The organism is Dactylosporangium sp. NPDC000521, from assembly GCF_042898305.1.
Classification (GTDB): Bacteria; Actinomycetota; Actinomycetes; order Mycobacteriales; family Micromonosporaceae; genus Dactylosporangium.
In genome coordinates this window covers 421,683-438,106 of record NZ_JBIAYW010000001.1, presented here as the reverse complement: position 1 = coordinate 438,106, position 16,424 = coordinate 421,683, and the positions used below count along the sequence as shown (strand labels likewise).

The window sequence follows — 16,424 nt, the reverse complement described above, 5'->3', positions numbered from 1 at the left end:
CGGCAGGCTGTTCCTCACCCCGCTGCCATCGCGACCCGGCCGCGGCGGGCGGCCGCACCCGAAGCCAGCGCCGTCAGGTGTGCGCGATGAGTATGCCGCCGGTCGCGGTGTCGCTCACGTGGTGCAGCACCTCGACCTCGGTGCGCAGGCCCGCCTCGGCGAGCCACGCGACGACCCGCTCGACGGGGCGGCGGTGGACGTGCACCTTCATCGGATGGCCGCCGTAGCCTTCGGTCTTCAGCGTCGTTGCGTCACCGACGTAGAAGCCGACCAGCACCACCCCGCCGTCCCGCAGCACCCGCCGGAACTCGCGGAACGCCTGCCGGACCGCGTCGTCAGGCACGTGGATGATCGAGAACCAGGCGAGGATCCCCCGCACCGACCCGTCGGCGAGGTCCAGGCTCGTCATCGACCCCACCTCGAACCTGAACCCCGGATGGTTATGCCGCGCGACCTCGATCATGCCCGGTGACAGGTCCACGCCGGACGCGTCGAGGCCCAGCGTTCGCAGGTGGGCGGTGACCCGTCCGGTACCGCAGCCGACATCGACGACAGGGCCGCCTCCGGCGCCCAGCACCAGCTCCGCGAACAGCGCCAGCAGGTGCCGCACCACGGGCTGCCCGTCCATGGCGTCCTTCAGCATCTCGCCGTAGCTGACCGCGACCGTGTCGTACGACGCCCGCGTGTCCACCACCCAGTCCGGCTCCCCCATGCCGCGCGACGCTACCGCACGGCCGGAAAGCCGGGCCGCCGCCCTCGGGGTGCGACGGGGCTCAGGGGGCGGTGCGGAACGAGGGCAGGCCCAGGGCGGTGAGGAAGTCGTCCACCTTGTCCTCGACGAACGGGGAGGTGCCGTCGTCCTCGTCCTCGTCCTCGAACTCGTCGTCGTCCTCGTCGTCCTCGTCGTCCTGGGGTTCGTCGGTGGCGAGGTACGGCAGCAGGGTGGCGGCCATGGTGTCACGGTCGGCCGCGGAGGCGGACGGGTTCAGGCCGGACCACCAGGCGGCCAGGCCGGCGGCCTCGCGGGGCGCGTCGGTGGGTGGACTGGCGTCGGGTTCGCCGAAGTACACGCTGGGGGTGTAGCCGATGAACGCGGTTCCGGTGCCCGGGCCCGCGGGGCGGTACGTGAGGACGGCGAAGTCGCTGTCGTGGATGTCGACGTGCAGCCACGGGCCGGACGGCGCCGTCATGCCGGAGTGGTCGGTCTCGGTCCAGGACCGGCCGTCGTACAGGAAACCACCGAAGAAGCCCACTGCGGCATGATCGCACAAGGGGTTGACCTGGAGCGCGCTCCAGGTGTGAGGGTCGTGGCATGGACGACGAGAAGCGGGTGCCGCTGGTGCTCGGGGCGATGATGTTCGGGACGACGGTCGACGAGCGGACGGCGTTCGCGCTGCTCGACCGGTTCGTCGAGCGGGGCGGGGTGTGGGTCGACACGGCGGACTGCTACGCGTTCTGGGCCAGTGACAGCGGGCGCGGCGGGGACAGTGAGCGGGTCATCGGGCGGTGGCTCAAGGCCCGGCCCGGCACGACGGTACGGATCGCGACGAAGCTCGGCGCCGAGCCGGTCGAGCCCGGGTCGTGGCCGCAGCGGCGGGCGGGGCTGTCGCCGGGCGCGGTCCGGAAGGCGTTCGACGGAAGCCTGGAGCGGCTCGGCGTCGAGCGGGTCGACCTGTTGTGGCTGCATCAGGAGGACCGGTCGGTGCGCATCGAGGACACCGTCGACGCGCTGCAGGGCCTGGCCGCGGACCGGTTCGGGGTGTCCAACCACCCGGCGTGGCTGGTGGAGCGCGGGCGCGCGCACGCGGAGGCGGCCGGTGTGCAGCCGTTCGACGCGCTGCAGCTCAACGCGACCTACCTGCGGCCGCGGCCCGGCACGCTGCCGCCGGGGGTCGTGCACCGCTTCGGGGTGCTCAGCGACGAGCAGGCGGACTACGCCAAGGAGCACGGCATGGACGTGTGGGCGTACACGCCGCTGCTCTCCGGCGCGTATGACAACCCGTCGAAGCGGATTCCCGACGTGTACGACCACCCTGGCAACACGGCCAGGATCGCCGCCCTGGACGCGGTGGCCGCGGAGACCGGGGCGGCCCGCGGGCAGGTGGTGCTGGCCTGGCTGCTCAGCCACGGTGTCCGGCCGATGCTGGGCGGCAGCAAGGTGGACCAGCTCGACTCGGCGCTCGACGGCGTCGCGCTCGCGCTCAGCCCCGAGCAGTTGGCCCGGCTCGACGCCGCCGACCGGTTCGACTGGGCCGACCCGTACGCCGGACAATGAGCCTCACAGCCGCTCGAAGGTCAGGTCGAAGTCCTTGCGCCACGTGACGCCGCCGTCGTCGGAGGCGTCCCAGTGACCGGTGATGCGGTCCGGGGTGACGGTGGCGACGTAGCGCTGGTGGAAGTCCGGGTCCTCGCGGAGCATCACCCACTCGCCGCCGGCGAACGTCGTGCGGAACACCCGCGACGTCGGCCGCTCGTCGTGGTACAGGGCGACGAGCTGGTTGTTGGCGTCGCTGCGGCCGAAGACGAAGTGCCACGTCGCCCCCTCCCCCAGCTCGGCCTCCAGCTCGACGAACGCTTCTCCGAGCCACCGTGCCGTGGCGGTGCCGTGCCTGGGCAGGTCGGCCGGGTCCAGGAACCAGGCGTCGCTCAGCGTCAGGCGCCACCGGCCGACCAGGACGTCGAGCGCTTCGACAGCGGGGTTGCGCACCGGAATCTCCTAACGGTCTACAGTGTCGCCGTGTCAGAGTCAGTCTGCGTCACGGCGGCGGTCAGGATCGAGCGGTCACGCCTGCGGGCGTACCTGACCGCGCCGGCCAACAAGGCGTCCAGCTGGTCGCCGGCGGACTGGGCCGGCGTCACCGGCGGGCACGAGGACCGCGACGAGCTGCCCGCCGCGATCGCCGAGTGCGACACGTGGCTCGACGGCGACCATGCCGACGTGCTGCTCGGCCTCATCGACGATGGTTTGCTGCTGCGGTACGACGAAGCCACCGCCGCGCTCGTCGTCGAGTTCGAGTCGCGGGCCGACTTCCGGCTCCCGACGCTCGTGTGGGCGTGCACGGTGCTGCGCGGGATGGCCGCGTTCATGGCTGACGGCGACCGCGGCGTCGTCACCGTGACGTCCGACTGGCGCGACGACAGCGTCGTGCTGCAGCTGACGCCGGGCAGTTCGGGCTTCCTGGAGGCGGGTGCGAGGGCCGAGGCCCGCGGCTGGGAGATCGACGTCCGGGCGGACGCCGAGGACAGCGACACGGACGATTCGATCGACCGCCTGACCCACGCGTAGTCACCGTCCAGTACGCGCTCCGGCCATGCGACGCAGCCCTCTCCTCGGCTGGATCCTGCCGGCCGTCATCACCGTGGCGATCGCCGTCTCCGCGGGCGGAGTCCTGACGGGCCGCTGGGACCCGAACCCCGGCCGCGCCGACGCCGGCGTGGTGCCGAAGGTGGACTCGACCGACCCGGAGATGCGCAAGTCGCAGGAGCTGTGCCCGTTCGTCGACCGCGCCACCCAGATCGCCGAGCGTCTGCTGCCGACCCTGCCGGGCTGGCCCGGCTGAGAAAATCGGTGGCCGGGACGCGGCCGTAGGCGTTGCATCGAGCGGGTGGACGACGCGGAGCTGGGCGGCCCGGAGGCCGGCGTGCAGGCGACCGCCCGGGCGCTGGCGAAGGCCGAGGGCGCCGCGGCGATCCTGCTGGTGGAGGGGCTGAGCGACCAGATCGCCCTCGAGGCCCTGGCCGGGCGCCGGGGCCGGGACCTGGACGCCGAGCGGGTCGTGGTGCTGCCGGTCGGCGGCGCGCACGCGGTCCCGAGGTTCCTCGCCCGGTTCGGGCCGCAGGGTGTACGACTGGCGGGCCTGTGCGACGCCGGCGAGGAGCACGTCTTCCGGCGCGGCCTCGCCCGGGCGGGGATCGGCGCCCCGGCGACGCGGGCGGAGATGGCGGCGCTGGGGTTCCACGTGTGCGTCGCCGACCTGGAGGACGAGCTGATCCGCGCGATCGGTGTCCCGGCGATCGAGGCGCTCCTGGACGAGCACGGCGACCTCGGCCCGTTCCGCACCATGCAGCACCAGCCGGTGTGGCGCGACCGCCCGCCCGGCGCGCAGCTGCGCCGGTTCTTCGCCAGCGGTGCCCGGCGCAAGCTGCGCTACGCCCGCCTGCTCGTCGAGACGGTCGGCCTCGACCGGGTCCCGCACCCCCTCGACGCCGTCCTCACCGACGGCCGCCCGTGACGAGGGTCGGCCGCTGCATCCGCCCCGGCTGTCGACGGATGCAGCGTGACGGACTCCTACCCCGCACAGCCGCGATACACCCGCCGTGGAGCACCGTGTCGGCCGCGTCGCGGCATTTCCGGCGGCACCGGCCGGCCTAACCGGGCCCGCGGCGGGCATCAGGCCGGCACGCTCCGGCTGCCTGCGGGTCCGGATCGCGGCACCGGAGCAAGACCCGTCAGTGCCGAGGAGGCAGTCATGCACAAGCACGCCGCCTACATCACGGAGCTCATCGGGACGTTCTTCCTGGTCTTCACGGTCGGCACCAGCGTGCTGACCGGAACCCCGCTCGCTCCACTGGCCATCGGCGCGGTGCTCATGGTCATGGTCTACGCCGGTGGCCACGTCTCCGGCGGGCACTACAACCCGTCGGTGACCACGGGTGTCCTCGTCCGGCGCCGGCTGACGATTCCCGATGCCGTCGCCTACTGGGTCGCGCAGGTCATCGCGGCGCTGGCCGGTGCCGTCGTGACCGTCTTCGTGGTGAACCCGCGCAACGTCGCTGAACTTCACCTGTACGGCCGGGACCTGTTCACGGCGCTGCTGGTCGAAGTGCTGTTCACCTTCGCGCTGGTGTACGTCATGCTCAATGTGGCCACGAGCAAGACCAATCCGAACAATTCCTTCTACGGCCTGGCGATCGGCTTCACCGCCGCCGCGGGAGCCATCGCCGTCGGGCGGATCTCCGGCGCCGCGTTCAACCCGGCGGTCACCGTCGGCGTCTGGATGATGGGCCTGCTCACGTGGTACACCGCCGTGCTCTACATCGTCTTCCAGCTGCTCGCCGGTGCCGTGGCCGGTGCCGTGTTCCTTGCCCTCAACCCCGACGAACTGCCGGTCAGGCCGCTGCCCGAGGAGGAGCTCACGACGGCCCCGGCGGCCGAACGCCAGGCCGAACCGTAGGCACTACCCGGTCCCGGTCGCGGTGGTGAGCTTCTTCAGCAGGCGGTTGAGGGTGGCGAGCTCGCGCTCGGAGAGGGCGCCGAGCAGCTCCTCCTCGGCGCGGCCGCGGAGCATCATCGCGCGGCGCCAGATGGCGACGCCGGCGGTGGTGGCCTCGATGTTCACGCTGCGGCGGTCGGTGGGGCTGGGGGTGCGCTTGATGTAGCCGGCCTTCTCCAGGGTGTCGAGGCGGCCGGTCATGCCCGCCGGGGAGACGCCGAGGTCGTCGGCGAGCGCGCGCGGCGAGGCGTGGCCGGGGGTGTCGCGGACCATCAGGTGGTGCAGCGTCTCGTACTCGAACTGCTGCAGCCCCACCTCCGCCGCGGCGGTCTGGATGGTGTCGCGGAAGTGGCGGGCGATCCGGGCCAGGCGCACGGTGGCCGCCTCGATCGCGTCGTCGAACGGGATGTCGATCCAGTGGTCCCGCCAGCGGGCGATGTGACGGTCGGCGAAGTCCTGCCCCATGCCCACATCCTACCATTCGTTAGCCAGCGAACAGTTCGTTGACAAATTGTTCGCCAGCGAAATACCGTCGGGCGATGCTGGAGGTGCTCGACAGGCAGGCGACCAAACCGTGGGACTCGGTGCCGTTCCGGTGGCTGCTCACCGGCCGGACCCTGATCGGGCTCGGGTCGGCGATCACACCCGTGGCGATGGCCCTGGCGGTGCTGCACCTGGGCGGCTCGGCGACCGAGCTGGGCCTGGTCGTCGCGGCGTACGCGCTGGTCGACGTGGTCACCACCCTGTTCGCCGGGGTGCTCGGCGACCGGTTCTCCCGCGCGCTGCTCATGCGGGCCGCCGCCACCCTCTCGTGCCTGTCGCAGGCCGCCGTCGCGGTGAGCCTGGCGACCGGCGCGGCGACCGTGCCGATGCTCGCCGTCATGAGCGCCGTCAACGGCGGCCTCGCCGCGGTCGCCGGGCCGAGCTCCCGCGCCGTCGTCCCGCAGACCGTGCCCGCCGCCGCGCTGCCGACCGCCGTGTCGGTGCTGCGCCTGTCGCAGAACACGGCGATGATCCTCGGCTTCAGCCTCGCCGGCCTGCTCGTCGGGCTGTTCGGGCCGGGCTGGGCGATCGCCGTGGACGCCGCGACGTTCGCCGCCGCCGCGGCCTGCTTCACCGCCATGCGGGTGACGGGGCAGCAGAAGGCGGCGGCCCGCTCGCTGCTCGACGACCTGACCGGTGGCGCCCGCGAGGTCGTCCGGCACACGTGGCTGTGGACGCTGCTGGTCCAGGCGCTGATCTACCACCTGGTCTACGGCGGCGTGCAGGGCGTCCTCGGGCCGGTCCTGATGACCCGCCAATTCGGCGACGCGGCGTGGGGCTGGGCCCTCGCCGCGCTGATGGCCGGCTTCATGGTCGGCGGGGTCGTCACCCTGCGGTACCGGCCGCGCCGGATGCTGCTCGCTGGCACCGCGTTCCTCGCGATGACCGCCTGCTTCCCCCTGGCCATGGCGCTGCCGGTCCCGCTGTCCGTCGTGATGGCCGGCGCGTTCCTGCACGGCCTCGGCCTCGAGGTGTTCAGCGTCAACTGGGACCTGGCCATCCAGCAGAACGTCGCGCCCGACAAGCTCGCCCGGGTGTTCGCCTTCGACCAGGTCGGCTCGTTCGTCATGCGCCCGCTCGGCCTGGCGCTCACCGGACCCGTCGCGGCGGCGGCCGGCGAGCGCACCTGGCTGGTGGTCGCCGCGACCGTCATGGCCGCCACCGTGCTCCTGTCGCTGGCGCCGTCGTCGGTACGACACCTGCGCCGGCAAACGGAAAACTGAGAGCATCGGCGAACCTGAGGCCGCCGCCACGCAACAGAGTAGGTGATGGACGACGATGCGCTGATCGCCGCGATGGCCGGCGGCGACGACACCGCGCTGCGGGTGCTGTTCTCACGGCACGCGCCGTGGCTGGCCGCCCGCCTGCGCGCGGTGCTGCCCGCCGCCGACGTCGAGGACGTGCTGCAGGAGACGTTCCTCGGCGCGTGGCGGGGCGCCGGCAGGTACCGGCGGGAAGGTGCGGGCGGCTGGCTGTGGGGCATCGCCCGGCGGCAGGCCGCCCTGTGGCTGCGCCGGCGCGGCCGCCCGGAGACGGTCCTCGCCACGCTCGAGGAGCAGCCCGACCCCATCGACGCGGCGCTGTCCAGGGTCGAGCTCGCCGGTGCGGTCGAGACCCTGGGACCGCAGGGCAGCCCGCAGCGCGAGACCTGGCGGCTGATGTACGAGGAGGACCGGACCGTGGCCGAGGTGGCGAAGCTGATGGGCGTCCCGGCGGGCACGGTGAAGAGCCGCGCGCACCAGATCCGCCGGCTGCTGCGGGCCGCGCTGCAGGGCGGAGGTGCACAGTGAGGGTGCCTGACGACGTCGATCTGGGTCGCGTCTGGGTCGGTGTGGCCGCGCAGGTGTGGCGCCGCCGGCCAGGCCCCGTGGAGCGGCTCGCCGGGCGGCTGCTGCGCTCGGCCGGGCTGGCGCGGGCGCTCGTCACCACCCCGTCGCTGCTGCTCGGCTGGGTGATCGCCACGGTCGTCGTGCTCGCCGCCGGAGTCCTGGCGACGCGCGGGACAGGGACGCCGTACGTCGCCCTGTGCGCGCCGGCGGTCGCCGCCGCCGGCATCGCCTACGCGTACGGGCCGGGCATCGACCCCGCGTGGGAGCTGTCGTGCAGCATGGCGGTCAGCGACCGGCTCGTGCTGCTGGTCCGGGCCCTCGCCGTCTTCGGGCTCAACGCGCTGCTCGGCCTCGGCGCGTCGGTCGCGTCCGGCACGGCCACGGCGGTCACGTTCGGCTGGCTGGTCCCGATGACCGCGGTGTGCGCCCTCGCCCTCGCCGCCGCGACGCTCGCCCGCTCGGCGAACGCCGGCGTCGCGGCGGGCGTCGCGGGCTGGGTCATCACCGTCCTGTCGGGCCGGGTCGCCGCCGGGCGGATGACGGCCGCCGTCACCGAGGCGGCGCTGATCGTCCCGTACCTGACGGTCGCCGCCTGCGGCGCGACCATCGTCCTCCTCGCCACCCGGCTCACGCGAGGCGCCGCATGAACGCGACCGGCCGGTACACGGATGGAGTGTCATGAACGTCGAGATCACGGACCTGACCCGGCGGCTGGGCCGCACCCAGGCGGTGGCCGGGGTGACGCTGACCGCCGGGCCCGGAGTGCTCGGCCTGCTCGGCCCGAACGGGGCCGGCAAGACCTCGCTGCTGCGGATGCTCGCCACCGTCCTGCCGCCGTCGTCGGGGCGGATCCGGCTGCTCGGCCTGGACCCCGGCGACCACGGGGAGCGCCGGCGGATCCGGCGCCGGCTCGGCTACCTGCCGCAGCACCTCGGCTACTACCCGGCGTTCACGGTCGTGGAGTTCGTCGAGTACTTCGCGCTGCTGAAGGAGATGCCGGCCGCCGCGGTGCCCCGCGCGGTGGCCGCCGCCGTCGAACGGGTCGGCCTGGGCGAGCACGCCCGCGCGAAGCTACGGACGCTGTCCGGCGGGATGCTGCGCCGGGTCGGCATCGCGCAGGCGATCGTCAACGAGCCCGACCTGATCCTGCTCGACGAACCCACCGCGGGCCTGGACCCGGAGCAGCGGGTGGCGTTCCGGGCGCTGCTGCGCGACCTCGGCGAGACCGGCACGGTCGTCGTCAGCACGCACCTGGTCGAGGACGTCGGCGCCGCCTGCACCGACGTCGCGCTGCTGCGGCAGGGGAAGCTGGTCTTCCGGGGCACCCCCGGCGAGCTGACCGCACGGGGCGAGGGCACCGACGCCGCCGGCGACGCGCCCCTCGAACGCGGCTACAGCGCCGTCCTCGCGGCGGCCTCGCAGCCGGGCACCGGCCCCGCGCAGGTGCGGCCGTGACGGCGCGGCTGCTGCGGCTGGAGCTGCGCCGCAACGCGATGGTGTGGATGCTGCCGCTGCTCGGCGCGCTGTTCTGGCTCGTCGCCTTCCGGCGCAGCGTCGCCTACCCGCCACTGTGGAACATCCGGGCGACGAGCATGCAGACCGCCGCCGTGTCGGTGTTCGCGCCGAGCGTGGTCGGGGTCGCGGCGTGGATCGGGTCACGGGAGGGCCGCCACGGCATGACCGGCCTGCTGTCCTCCACCGCCCGGCCGCGGTGGGCCCGGCAGGCCGTCGCGTGGGCCGCCACCACCTGCTGGGCGCTGCTGGCCTACCTGGTGTGTGTCGGCGTCCTGTACGGCGTGACCGCCGCGCAGGGTGCGTGGGGCGGGCCGCTGTGGTGGCCCGCGACGGTCGGCGCCGCGAGCCTGCCCGCGTTCGCCGCGGCCGGGTTCGCCGCCGGTGCGCTGCGCCCGAGCCGGCTCACCGCACCCGTCGCCGCCGTCGGTGTGTTCCTCGCGCTGCAGCTCACCGTCCAGCTCATCCACGGCGACAGGTCGCACTGGCAGATCTCGCCGCTGGTCGCGAACCCCTGGAACCTCGGCGCCGACCAAGGGGTGGCGACGTTCTACCCGTACCTGCCGGACCTGCCGATCGCGCAGCTGCTGTTCCTCGCCGGGTGGACCGCGGCGCTGCTCGGCCTGCTGGGCCTGCCGGCCGGGTCCGGCAGGCCGTGGCTGCGCCGGTCCGCCGCCGCCGTCACCGCGGCCGGGCTCCTCGCCGCCGGGACCGCCGCCGCCCTGGCCGGCACCGCGCGGATCGACCCGCACGGGATGGTCGCCATCCCCGTCCTGCACGACGCCGCAGACGACCGGCCGGTGCCGTACACCCCCATCTGCGGCGGCACGCCGGTCCCGGTCTGCCTGCATCCGGCGTACGCGGTGTACCTGCCGGCCGTGACGGAGGCGCTCGCGCCGGTGCTCGGCGCGGTGGCGGGGCTGCCCGGCGCGCCGGTCCGCGTCACGCAGGCCGCCACCACCTACCGGTCCGGGTCCGGCGGCATCGGCGTGGCACGGGCCGGCGAGGCGTGGGGCCGGACCCCGCCGGAGTATCGGCTGCTGCTGCCGAGCCAGCTGCCGGGCCGGACGCTGACCCTGGACGAGGTCGCGGCGGCGGTACGGGCGGACGCCGGCCACGACATCGTCGCCTCGGTCATCGGCGCGGCCCGCGACGCCACCCCGGCGCAGGACGCGGTCGTCGCCGCCCTGCTCGGCACCCCTGCGGCGGTGACCGACCCGGACGCGGCCGCGGCGGCCCGGCGGCTCGCCGCGCTACCACTGGAAGCCCGACGGGCCTGGCTCGCCGGACACCTGGACGCGCTGCGCGCCGGCACCCTGACCGTGGAGCAGCTGCCATGACCTCGCCTGCACGGCCCTGGCGGCGGACCGATGGCTTCATCGCGCGGCCGTGGCGGCGGGCCGGGGGTGGCGTCGTGGCGCGGCTGGTATGGCTGCACGCGGTCGGGCGGCGGGTGCCGGCCGCGCTCGCGGTGATCCTGGCCTGTGCCGCCGGGCTGCGGGTCGCGCTGCTGTGGCAGTGGAAGGACTACGGGGCGCTGCAGCTGCCACTGCTGTTCGAGACCGGCTGCGCCGCGGCGATCGCCGTCACCTCCGCGAGCCCGTTCGGCGAGCCGGAGCGCGCCACCGGCAGCCGGCTGTCGTGTCTGCGCCTCGGCACCGCGCTGGCGCTGACCGGGGTCGCCGCCGGCGCCCTGCTCGCGGCCGGCGGCACGCTCCGCGGCGTGCGTGACCTGGCCGGCCTGGTCGGCGTCGGCCTGCTGTGCGCGGTCCTGCTCGGCGGCGCCCCCGCGTGGGCCGGGCCCCTCGGCTACGCGATGGCCGGCGTGTACGCGCTGTACACCCAGTGGCACGGCCCCGCCCTGACGACGCCGTGGATCTGGCCGGGCCGCCCGGCCGGCGACGCCGGCGGTGCGGTCTGCGCCGCGCTGGTGTTCGCCGCCGGGACGGCCCTGTTCACGCTGCGTGGCGCCCGCGACGTCAGTACCTGAAGCTCGCCACGAGGGTCGACAGCTCCGAGGACACCCTGGCCGGCTCGGCGGTCGTCTGCTGGGACTCGGTGACGCCCTGGCTGGTGACGCGGGACGCCTCGACGCGCCGGGCGATGTCGTCGGTGGCCCGGCGGTCTCCTGCGCGAGATCCTTCACCTCGGACGCGACGACCGCGAAACCCTTGCCCGCGTCGCCGGCGCGGGCGGCCTCGATCGTGGCGTTGAGTGCGAGCAGGTCGGTCTGCTCGGCGATGGACGTGATCACCTTGACGACGTCGCCGATCTCCGCCGGCGACGCACCGAGCCTGCTCATCGTCGTCGACGTCGACGCGGTGATGACCATCGCCGGTCAGCGGCGGATGGCGCGCTCCGCGAGGGCGAGCAGCGAGTCGGTCGCTTTGCCGATGAGCGCCAGCAGCAGGATCGCCAGCAGCATCACGTCGGTGCGGCCGGTGTTCTGGCTGTCGATGAGCAAGAAGCCCAGGCCCATCGACGACGCGATGAGCTCCGCCGCGACGAGGAACAGCCAGCCCTGCGCCAGCCCCAGCCGCAGCCCCGACACCACCGCCGGTGTCGCGGCCGGGAACAGCACGCTGGTCAGCAGCGCCACCCCGGACCGGCCGTAGGCGCGGCCGACCTCGACCAGGTGCGGGTCGACCTGCTCCAGGGCGGCGGCGACCGTCGTGTACACGGGGAAGAACGCCCCGATCGCCACCAGGGTGATCTTCGGGGTCTCGTCGATGCCGAGCCAGAGCAGCAGCAGCGGCACCCACGCGAGCGACGGCACCGCCCGCAGCGCCTGGACAGTCGGGCTCAGCAACGCCCGCGCCGCCCGCGACAGGCCGACGAGGCCGCCCAGGGCGAGGCCGGCGGCGGAGCCCGCGCCGAAGCCGATCAGCACCCGTTGGAGGCTGATCGCGATGTGGTGCCCGAGCTCGCCACGGCCGGCGAGCTCGCGCAGCGCCGCCACGACGTCCGCCGGCGGCGGCAGCTGGCTGGGCGACCAGGCGCCGCTCGCGGTGACCGCCTGCCACACCGCGAGCAGGGCCAGCGGGAGCACCGCACCGGCCAGGAGGGCCGGCACCCGCCGTACCAGTCCCATGGCGGGAACCACGGCGGGAACCTCGGCGGACTTCCCGGTCTTGTCGGTCGCGGCCGGGCCTTCGCCTGCCACGGCCGTCACGGCTTGGCTCTCGCCTGGGCGAACTTCGGCTCGAACAGCGAGTCGAGCGCGGCCTGGCCGGCCTCGGCGGTCTTGATGTTGCCGTCGGCGACGAGCACCGGCAGGATCGTCTGCAGCACCGTCCGCTGCGCCGTGCCCGGCACCGGGTCGAGGTCGAGCGTCGTCCGCTCGGTGAGGACGAGCCTCGCGACGGCGGTGGACACCTTCGACTCGCGGGCGAGCAGCTCGACGGCCTGGTCGGGGTTCTTCGCGATCCACGCCTTGGCCTTCTCGTAGGCGTCGACGACGATCTGCGCGGTGGCCGGGTACTTGGCCAGGAAGTCCTCACGCGCGTTGAGCGTGCCGTAGGAGTTGAAGCCCTTGTTGCGGTAGATGAGCTTCGAGCCGCTGTCGAGCTGCGTCTGCGCCATGATCGGGTCGAGGCCGGCCCACGCGTCGACGTCACCGCGCTCCAGGGCGGCCTTGCCGTCGGCGTGCTGGAGGTTGACCACCTCGATGTCCTTCGACGTCAGCCCGACCTCCTTGAGCGACTGCAGCAGGAAGAAGTACGGGTCGGTGCCCTTCGTCGCGGCCACCTTCTTGCCCTTGAGCTGCGCCACCGACGTCACCTGCGAGGTCTTGCCGACGACGATCGCGGCCCACTCCGGCTGGCTGTACAGCGACACGACCTTGATCGGTGTGGCGTTCGCCCGGGCGAGCAGCGCGGCGGCACCGGCGGTCGACCCGAAGTCGACGGCGTTGGCCCGCAGCGACTCGTTGGCCTTGTTGCTGCCGGCGGACAGCACCCACGTCACCTTCGTCCCCGACGCGGCGAGCTCCTTCTCCAGCCACTGCTGCTCCCGCAGGACGAGGCTGGCCGGGTTGTAGTACGCGTAGTCCAGGCGCAGCTCCGACGGGGCGGCCGCACCGCTCGCCGCCGCGGGCGTCGCGGGCTTGCTGCCCTCCCCCTCCACGCACCCGGCCAACACGAGCGTGGCCGCGGCCAGGACGGTGCCGAGGATGGCACGCTTCATCGTTGGTCCTCCGTCATCAGGGGATCTGCCTTCTTCGGGTCGGCCGTACGGGCGAGCGGGTCGGCGTTCGGTGGGACGCCGAGGCGGGTGAGGAGGTCGGTGCGGAGGCCGGCGAGGGCGGTGTCGCCGCGGTCGCGGGGGCGGGTGCCGGGCACGTCGACGGTGTGGACGGCGGTGGCGCCGGGGCGGCCGGGTTCGGCGCCCAGCAGCACCACGTGGTCGGCGAGCCGCAGTGCCTCGTCGACGTCGTGGGTCACGAGCAGCACGGTGGTGCCGACTCGGCGCTGGACGCTGTCGACCAGGTCCTGCATCCGCAGCCGGGTCAGGGCGTCGAGCGCCGCGAACGGCTCGTCCAGCAGCAGCACACCCGGGTGCCGGGCGAGCGCCCGCGCGAGTGCCGTCCGCTGCGCCATCCCGCCGGAGACCTGCCGGGGGCGGTGCCGGGCGAAGTCGGCCAGCCCGACCACCTCGAGCAGCGCCGCCACCTCCGCGGCGGCCTCCCGCCGGGCCACTGTCCCATGTGGAGGCTTAGCCGGACTGCCGGGCCCACGGCGGCCGGTGCCACGGGGCAGGCCGTATGCGACGTTGCCGGCCAGGGTGCGCCACGGCAGCAGGCGTGGCTCCTGGAACATGACGGCGCAGCGGGCCTCGATGCCGCGCACCTGACGGCCGTCGACGGTGACCGTGCCGGCGGTCGGCGCGTCCAGGCCGGCGACGAGGCGGAGCAGCGTCGACTTGCCGCTGCCGGACGCGCCGAGGAGGGCGACGACCCGACCGGCCTCGAGGTCGAGGTCCACGTCGCGGAGCACGACGTGCCCGGCCCACGACTTGCCGACGCCGCGCAGCCGCACGGGCACCGCGGTCGTCGCGGGGGTAACGACGGTCACGGATGCATATTACATATAAGATCGACTGACTTAATAGGAAAACCTGGCGAGCGGTGTTGCCTACGTCATAGTGCGGAAGACGCGGCGTCGGACCGAGTGTTACCGGCGTCATGAGCCGACTCTTCGCTCCGGTGACCCTGCGTGGCGTCACGTTCCCCAACCGCGTCTGGGCGGCGCCGATGTGCCAGTACTCGTCCGTCGACGGGCACCCCACCGACTGGCACCTGGTGCACCTCGGCGGCATCGCCCGCGGCGGGGCCGGCGCGGTCATCGCCGAGGCGACCGCGGTGCGCCCCGACGGCCGGATCTCCCCGCAGGACGCCGGCATCTGGAGCGACGAGCAGGCCGCGGACTACGCCAGGATCACCGCGTTCATCCGCGGCCAGGGCTCGGTGCCCGGCATCCAGCTGGCGCACGCGGGGCGCAAGGCGTCGACGTTCGCGCCGTGGCGGGGCAAGGGCAGCGTGCCGGCGGCCGAGGGCGGCTGGCCGACGGTCGCGCCGTCCGCGGTGCCGTTCGACGGCTACGCCACACCCGCGGAGCTGTCCACCGGCGAGATCGGCGCGCTCGTGCGGGACTGGGCCGCGGCCGCCCGGCGCGCGGTCGACGCCGGCTTCGAGGTCATCGAGCTCCACGCCGCGCACGGCTACCTGCTGCACGAGTTCCTGTCCCCGCTGTCCAACCTGCGCACCGACGCCTACGGCGGTGACCTGACCGGCCGGTCCCGGCTGCTGCTGGAGACCGTCGACGCGGTCCGCGCCGCGGTCCCGGACCGGCTGCCGCTGCTCGTGCGGGTCAGCGCCACCGACTGGGTCGAGGGTGGTCTCACCGTCGACGAGATCGCCGAGGTGGCCGCCGTCCTCGCCGGGCACGGCGTCGACCTGGTCGACGTGTCCAGCGGCGGCAACCACGCCGGTCAGCAGATCGTCGCCGGCCCCGGCTACCAGGTGCCGTTCGCCCGGGCGGTCCGCGAGCGCAGCGGCCTGCCGGTGGGCGCGGTCGGGCTCATCACCGAGCCCGCCCAGGCGGAGAAGATCCTCGCCGAGGAGTCCGCCGACGTGATCCTGCTCGGCCGCGCGCTACTGCGCGAGCCGTCGTGGCCGCAGCGCGCCGCCCTGGAGCTGGGCGACGACCTGGTGTGGCCACCCCAGTACCGCGCGGGCCGCCCGGCCGCTCCCGTCGCGATCCCCCGCTCGTAGGGCGTCAGGCGGGCGGCGGGGCGGTGCTCGCGCGCACCTTCAACGTGGTGGCGAGCTCGACGCCGGCCTGTGGGGGCTGCTCGCCGCGGCCGAGGGCGAGGGCGAGCTCGGTGGCGGCGGCGGCCATCTCGACGAGCGGCTGGTGGACCGTGGTCAGCGGCGGGTCCACCAGCGCGGCGACCGGCAGGTCGTCGAAGCCGACCACCGACAGGTCCTCCGGGATGCGCAGCCCCGCCTCCCGCGCCGCCTGGTAGACGCCCAGGGCCTGCAGGTCGTTGGCGGCGAAGACGGCCGTCGGGCGGGCGGGTGGGGTGAGCGGGGCGCGGACGGGGCGGGCGAGCAGGGCGCGGGCGGCCCCGTAGCCGCCGTCGAGGGTCAGCTCCGCGCTCACGACGAGGCCCATGTCGACCGGCAGGCCGGCCGCGTCCAGCGCGGAGCGGTAGCCGTCGAGGCGGGCCCGGCAGTACAGGACGCGCTCCGGCCCGCCGATCATCGCGACCCGCCGGTGGCCGAGGCCGGTCAGGTGGCGGGTGGCGGCGCGGCCGCCGGACCAGTTGGTGGCGCCGACGAAGGGCACGTCGTCGGGCAGCTCGGCCATCGGGTCGAACACCACGAACGGGATGCCGCGGGCCCGCAGCTGGTCGCGCTGCTCCTGGGAGAGCTGCGCGACCGTCACCACGCAGGCGGGGCGGCGCTCGATGGCGTCGTCGATCCAGTACCGGATGGCGCTGCCCTGCGGGCCGAACTCCGACGGCACGACGCCGACGTGGTGCTGCCGGGCGACCCGCTGCACGCCGCGGATGATCTCGGTGCCCCACATGTGGTGAAGCTCCTCGAACACCAGCTCCATCAGGTCGGTGCGGTTGGCGGGGTTGGGCCTGCGGTAGCCGTACTCGTTGATGAGCGCCTCGACGCGGGCGCGGGTGTCGGCGGCAACCCCGGAGCGCCCGTTGACGACCTTCGACACGGTCGGCACGGACACGCCCGCGGTCTCGGCGATGTAGGCGATGGTGACCGGCGTGGACGGGTCGCGCGGTTCCTCCTGCGGCACGATCG

20 protein-coding genes and 1 pseudogene are annotated in these 16,424 nt (G+C 74.2%); 12 read left to right on the top strand and 9 right to left on the bottom strand.

What is annotated here, in order from left to right:
- Window positions 1-73: 73 nt before the first annotated feature.
- Both ACFY3L_RS02035 and ACFY3L_RS02030 read right to left on the bottom strand, forming a co-directional pair.
- On the bottom strand, window positions 74-712 hold the full coding sequence (locus tag ACFY3L_RS02035; RefSeq protein WP_389317651.1) for a class I SAM-dependent methyltransferase: 639 nt from the start codon (window positions 710-712) through the stop codon (window positions 74-76).
- 61 nt (window positions 713-773) lie between these two features.
- The gene (locus tag ACFY3L_RS02030) at window positions 774-1,253 is read right to left on the bottom strand and encodes a hypothetical protein (protein WP_389317648.1); all 480 of its coding nucleotides are present in this window, start codon (window positions 1,251-1,253) and stop codon (window positions 774-776) included.
- 59 nt (window positions 1,254-1,312) lie between these two features.
- On the opposite strand from ACFY3L_RS02030, the gene ACFY3L_RS02025 reads away from it, so the two are divergent.
- Window positions 1,313-2,275 (top strand): aldo/keto reductase, encoded by a 963-nt coding sequence (locus ACFY3L_RS02025; RefSeq protein WP_389317645.1) that lies wholly within the window; start codon window positions 1,313-1,315, stop codon window positions 2,273-2,275.
- 3 nt (window positions 2,276-2,278) lie between these two features.
- Here the strand turns inward: ACFY3L_RS02025 and ACFY3L_RS02020 are convergent, their stop codons facing one another.
- Window positions 2,279-2,707: a hypothetical protein gene (locus ACFY3L_RS02020; RefSeq protein WP_389317642.1), complete on the bottom strand. Its 429-nt coding sequence runs from the start codon at window positions 2,705-2,707 to the stop codon at window positions 2,279-2,281.
- A gap of 30 nt (window positions 2,708-2,737) precedes the next feature.
- On the opposite strand from ACFY3L_RS02020, the gene ACFY3L_RS02015 reads away from it, so the two are divergent.
- The 4 genes from ACFY3L_RS02015 (at window position 2,738) to ACFY3L_RS02000 (ending at window position 5,174) form a co-directional block, all read left to right on the top strand.
- Window positions 2,738-3,286, top strand: coding sequence for a hypothetical protein (locus ACFY3L_RS02015; protein ID WP_389317640.1), 549 nt, complete (start codon window positions 2,738-2,740; stop codon window positions 3,284-3,286).
- A gap of 25 nt (window positions 3,287-3,311) precedes the next feature.
- The gene (locus ACFY3L_RS02010) at window positions 3,312-3,560 is read left to right on the top strand and encodes a hypothetical protein (protein ID WP_389317638.1); all 249 of its coding nucleotides are present in this window, start codon (window positions 3,312-3,314) and stop codon (window positions 3,558-3,560) included.
- Window positions 3,561-3,605: 45 nt separating this feature from the next.
- On the top strand, window positions 3,606-4,232 hold the full coding sequence (locus ACFY3L_RS02005; protein WP_389317636.1) for a TOPRIM nucleotidyl transferase/hydrolase domain-containing protein: 627 nt from the start codon (window positions 3,606-3,608) through the stop codon (window positions 4,230-4,232).
- Between the two features lie 237 nt (window positions 4,233-4,469).
- Window positions 4,470-5,174, top strand: a complete 705-nt coding sequence (locus ACFY3L_RS02000; protein WP_389317634.1) for an MIP/aquaporin family protein — start codon at window positions 4,470-4,472, stop codon at window positions 5,172-5,174.
- A gap of 3 nt (window positions 5,175-5,177) precedes the next feature.
- Here the strand turns inward: ACFY3L_RS02000 and ACFY3L_RS01995 are convergent, their stop codons facing one another.
- On the bottom strand, window positions 5,178-5,678 hold the full coding sequence (locus tag ACFY3L_RS01995; protein ID WP_389317632.1) for a MarR family winged helix-turn-helix transcriptional regulator: 501 nt from the start codon (window positions 5,676-5,678) through the stop codon (window positions 5,178-5,180).
- Between the two features lie 74 nt (window positions 5,679-5,752).
- On the opposite strand from ACFY3L_RS01995, the gene ACFY3L_RS01990 reads away from it, so the two are divergent.
- Genes ACFY3L_RS01990 through ACFY3L_RS01965 form a run of 6 tightly spaced genes read left to right on the top strand, consistent with a single transcriptional unit; the run spans window position 5,753 to window position 11,087 of the window.
- The gene (locus ACFY3L_RS01990; protein ID WP_389317629.1) at window positions 5,753-6,979 is read left to right on the top strand and encodes an MFS transporter; all 1,227 of its coding nucleotides are present in this window, start codon (window positions 5,753-5,755) and stop codon (window positions 6,977-6,979) included.
- 45 nt (window positions 6,980-7,024) lie between these two features.
- Entirely contained in the window at window positions 7,025-7,546 is a 522-nt protein-coding gene (locus tag ACFY3L_RS01985) for an RNA polymerase sigma factor (protein ID WP_389317626.1), read from the top strand.
- Window positions 7,547-7,548: 2 nt separating this feature from the next.
- Complete coding sequence (locus ACFY3L_RS01980; RefSeq protein ID WP_389317623.1) at window positions 7,549-8,232, top strand: hypothetical protein; 684 nt, start codon at window positions 7,549-7,551, stop codon at window positions 8,230-8,232.
- A 31-nt stretch (window positions 8,233-8,263) separates the two neighbouring features.
- Window positions 8,264-9,040, top strand: a complete 777-nt coding sequence (locus ACFY3L_RS01975; protein WP_389317620.1) for an ATP-binding cassette domain-containing protein — start codon at window positions 8,264-8,266, stop codon at window positions 9,038-9,040.
- Window positions 9,037-10,437: a hypothetical protein gene (locus tag ACFY3L_RS01970; protein ID WP_389317617.1), complete on the top strand. Its 1,401-nt coding sequence runs from the start codon at window positions 9,037-9,039 to the stop codon at window positions 10,435-10,437. Before ACFY3L_RS01975 ends, ACFY3L_RS01970 begins: the two co-directional genes overlap by 4 nt.
- Entirely contained in the window at window positions 10,434-11,087 is a 654-nt protein-coding gene (locus ACFY3L_RS01965; RefSeq protein WP_389317614.1) for a hypothetical protein, read from the top strand. The genes ACFY3L_RS01970 and ACFY3L_RS01965 overlap by 4 nt, the downstream gene beginning before the upstream one ends.
- Here the strand turns inward: ACFY3L_RS01965 and ACFY3L_RS01960 are convergent.
- The 4 genes and pseudogenes from ACFY3L_RS01960 to ACFY3L_RS01945 all read right to left on the bottom strand — a co-directional run.
- Window positions 11,077-11,405 (bottom strand): annotated as a pseudogene (locus ACFY3L_RS01960) (methyl-accepting chemotaxis protein); the annotation flags it as partial. The gene ACFY3L_RS01965 and the pseudogene ACFY3L_RS01960 sit on opposite strands and share 11 nt — an antisense overlap.
- A gap of 30 nt (window positions 11,406-11,435) precedes the next feature.
- Complete coding sequence (locus ACFY3L_RS01955; RefSeq protein WP_389317611.1) at window positions 11,436-12,269, bottom strand: ABC transporter permease; 834 nt, start codon at window positions 12,267-12,269, stop codon at window positions 11,436-11,438.
- Complete coding sequence (locus ACFY3L_RS01950; protein ID WP_389317608.1) at window positions 12,266-13,282, bottom strand: aliphatic sulfonate ABC transporter substrate-binding protein; 1,017 nt, start codon at window positions 13,280-13,282, stop codon at window positions 12,266-12,268. Before ACFY3L_RS01950 ends, ACFY3L_RS01955 begins: the two co-directional genes overlap by 4 nt.
- Window positions 13,279-14,169 (bottom strand): ABC transporter ATP-binding protein, encoded by an 891-nt coding sequence (locus ACFY3L_RS01945; protein WP_389317605.1) that lies wholly within the window; start codon window positions 14,167-14,169, stop codon window positions 13,279-13,281. The genes ACFY3L_RS01950 and ACFY3L_RS01945 overlap by 4 nt, the downstream gene beginning before the upstream one ends.
- A gap of 110 nt (window positions 14,170-14,279) precedes the next feature.
- On the opposite strand from ACFY3L_RS01945, the gene ACFY3L_RS01940 reads away from it, so the two are divergent.
- Window positions 14,280-15,368 (top strand): NADH:flavin oxidoreductase/NADH oxidase, encoded by a 1,089-nt coding sequence (locus ACFY3L_RS01940; RefSeq protein WP_389317603.1) that lies wholly within the window; start codon window positions 14,280-14,282, stop codon window positions 15,366-15,368.
- Window positions 15,369-15,372: 4 nt separating this feature from the next.
- On the opposite strand, the gene ACFY3L_RS01935 is transcribed toward ACFY3L_RS01940, so the two are convergent.
- On the bottom strand, window positions 15,373-16,419 hold the full coding sequence (locus tag ACFY3L_RS01935; RefSeq protein WP_389317600.1) for a LacI family DNA-binding transcriptional regulator: 1,047 nt from the start codon (window positions 16,417-16,419) through the stop codon (window positions 15,373-15,375).
- Between the last annotated feature and the right edge of the window lie 5 nt (window positions 16,420-16,424).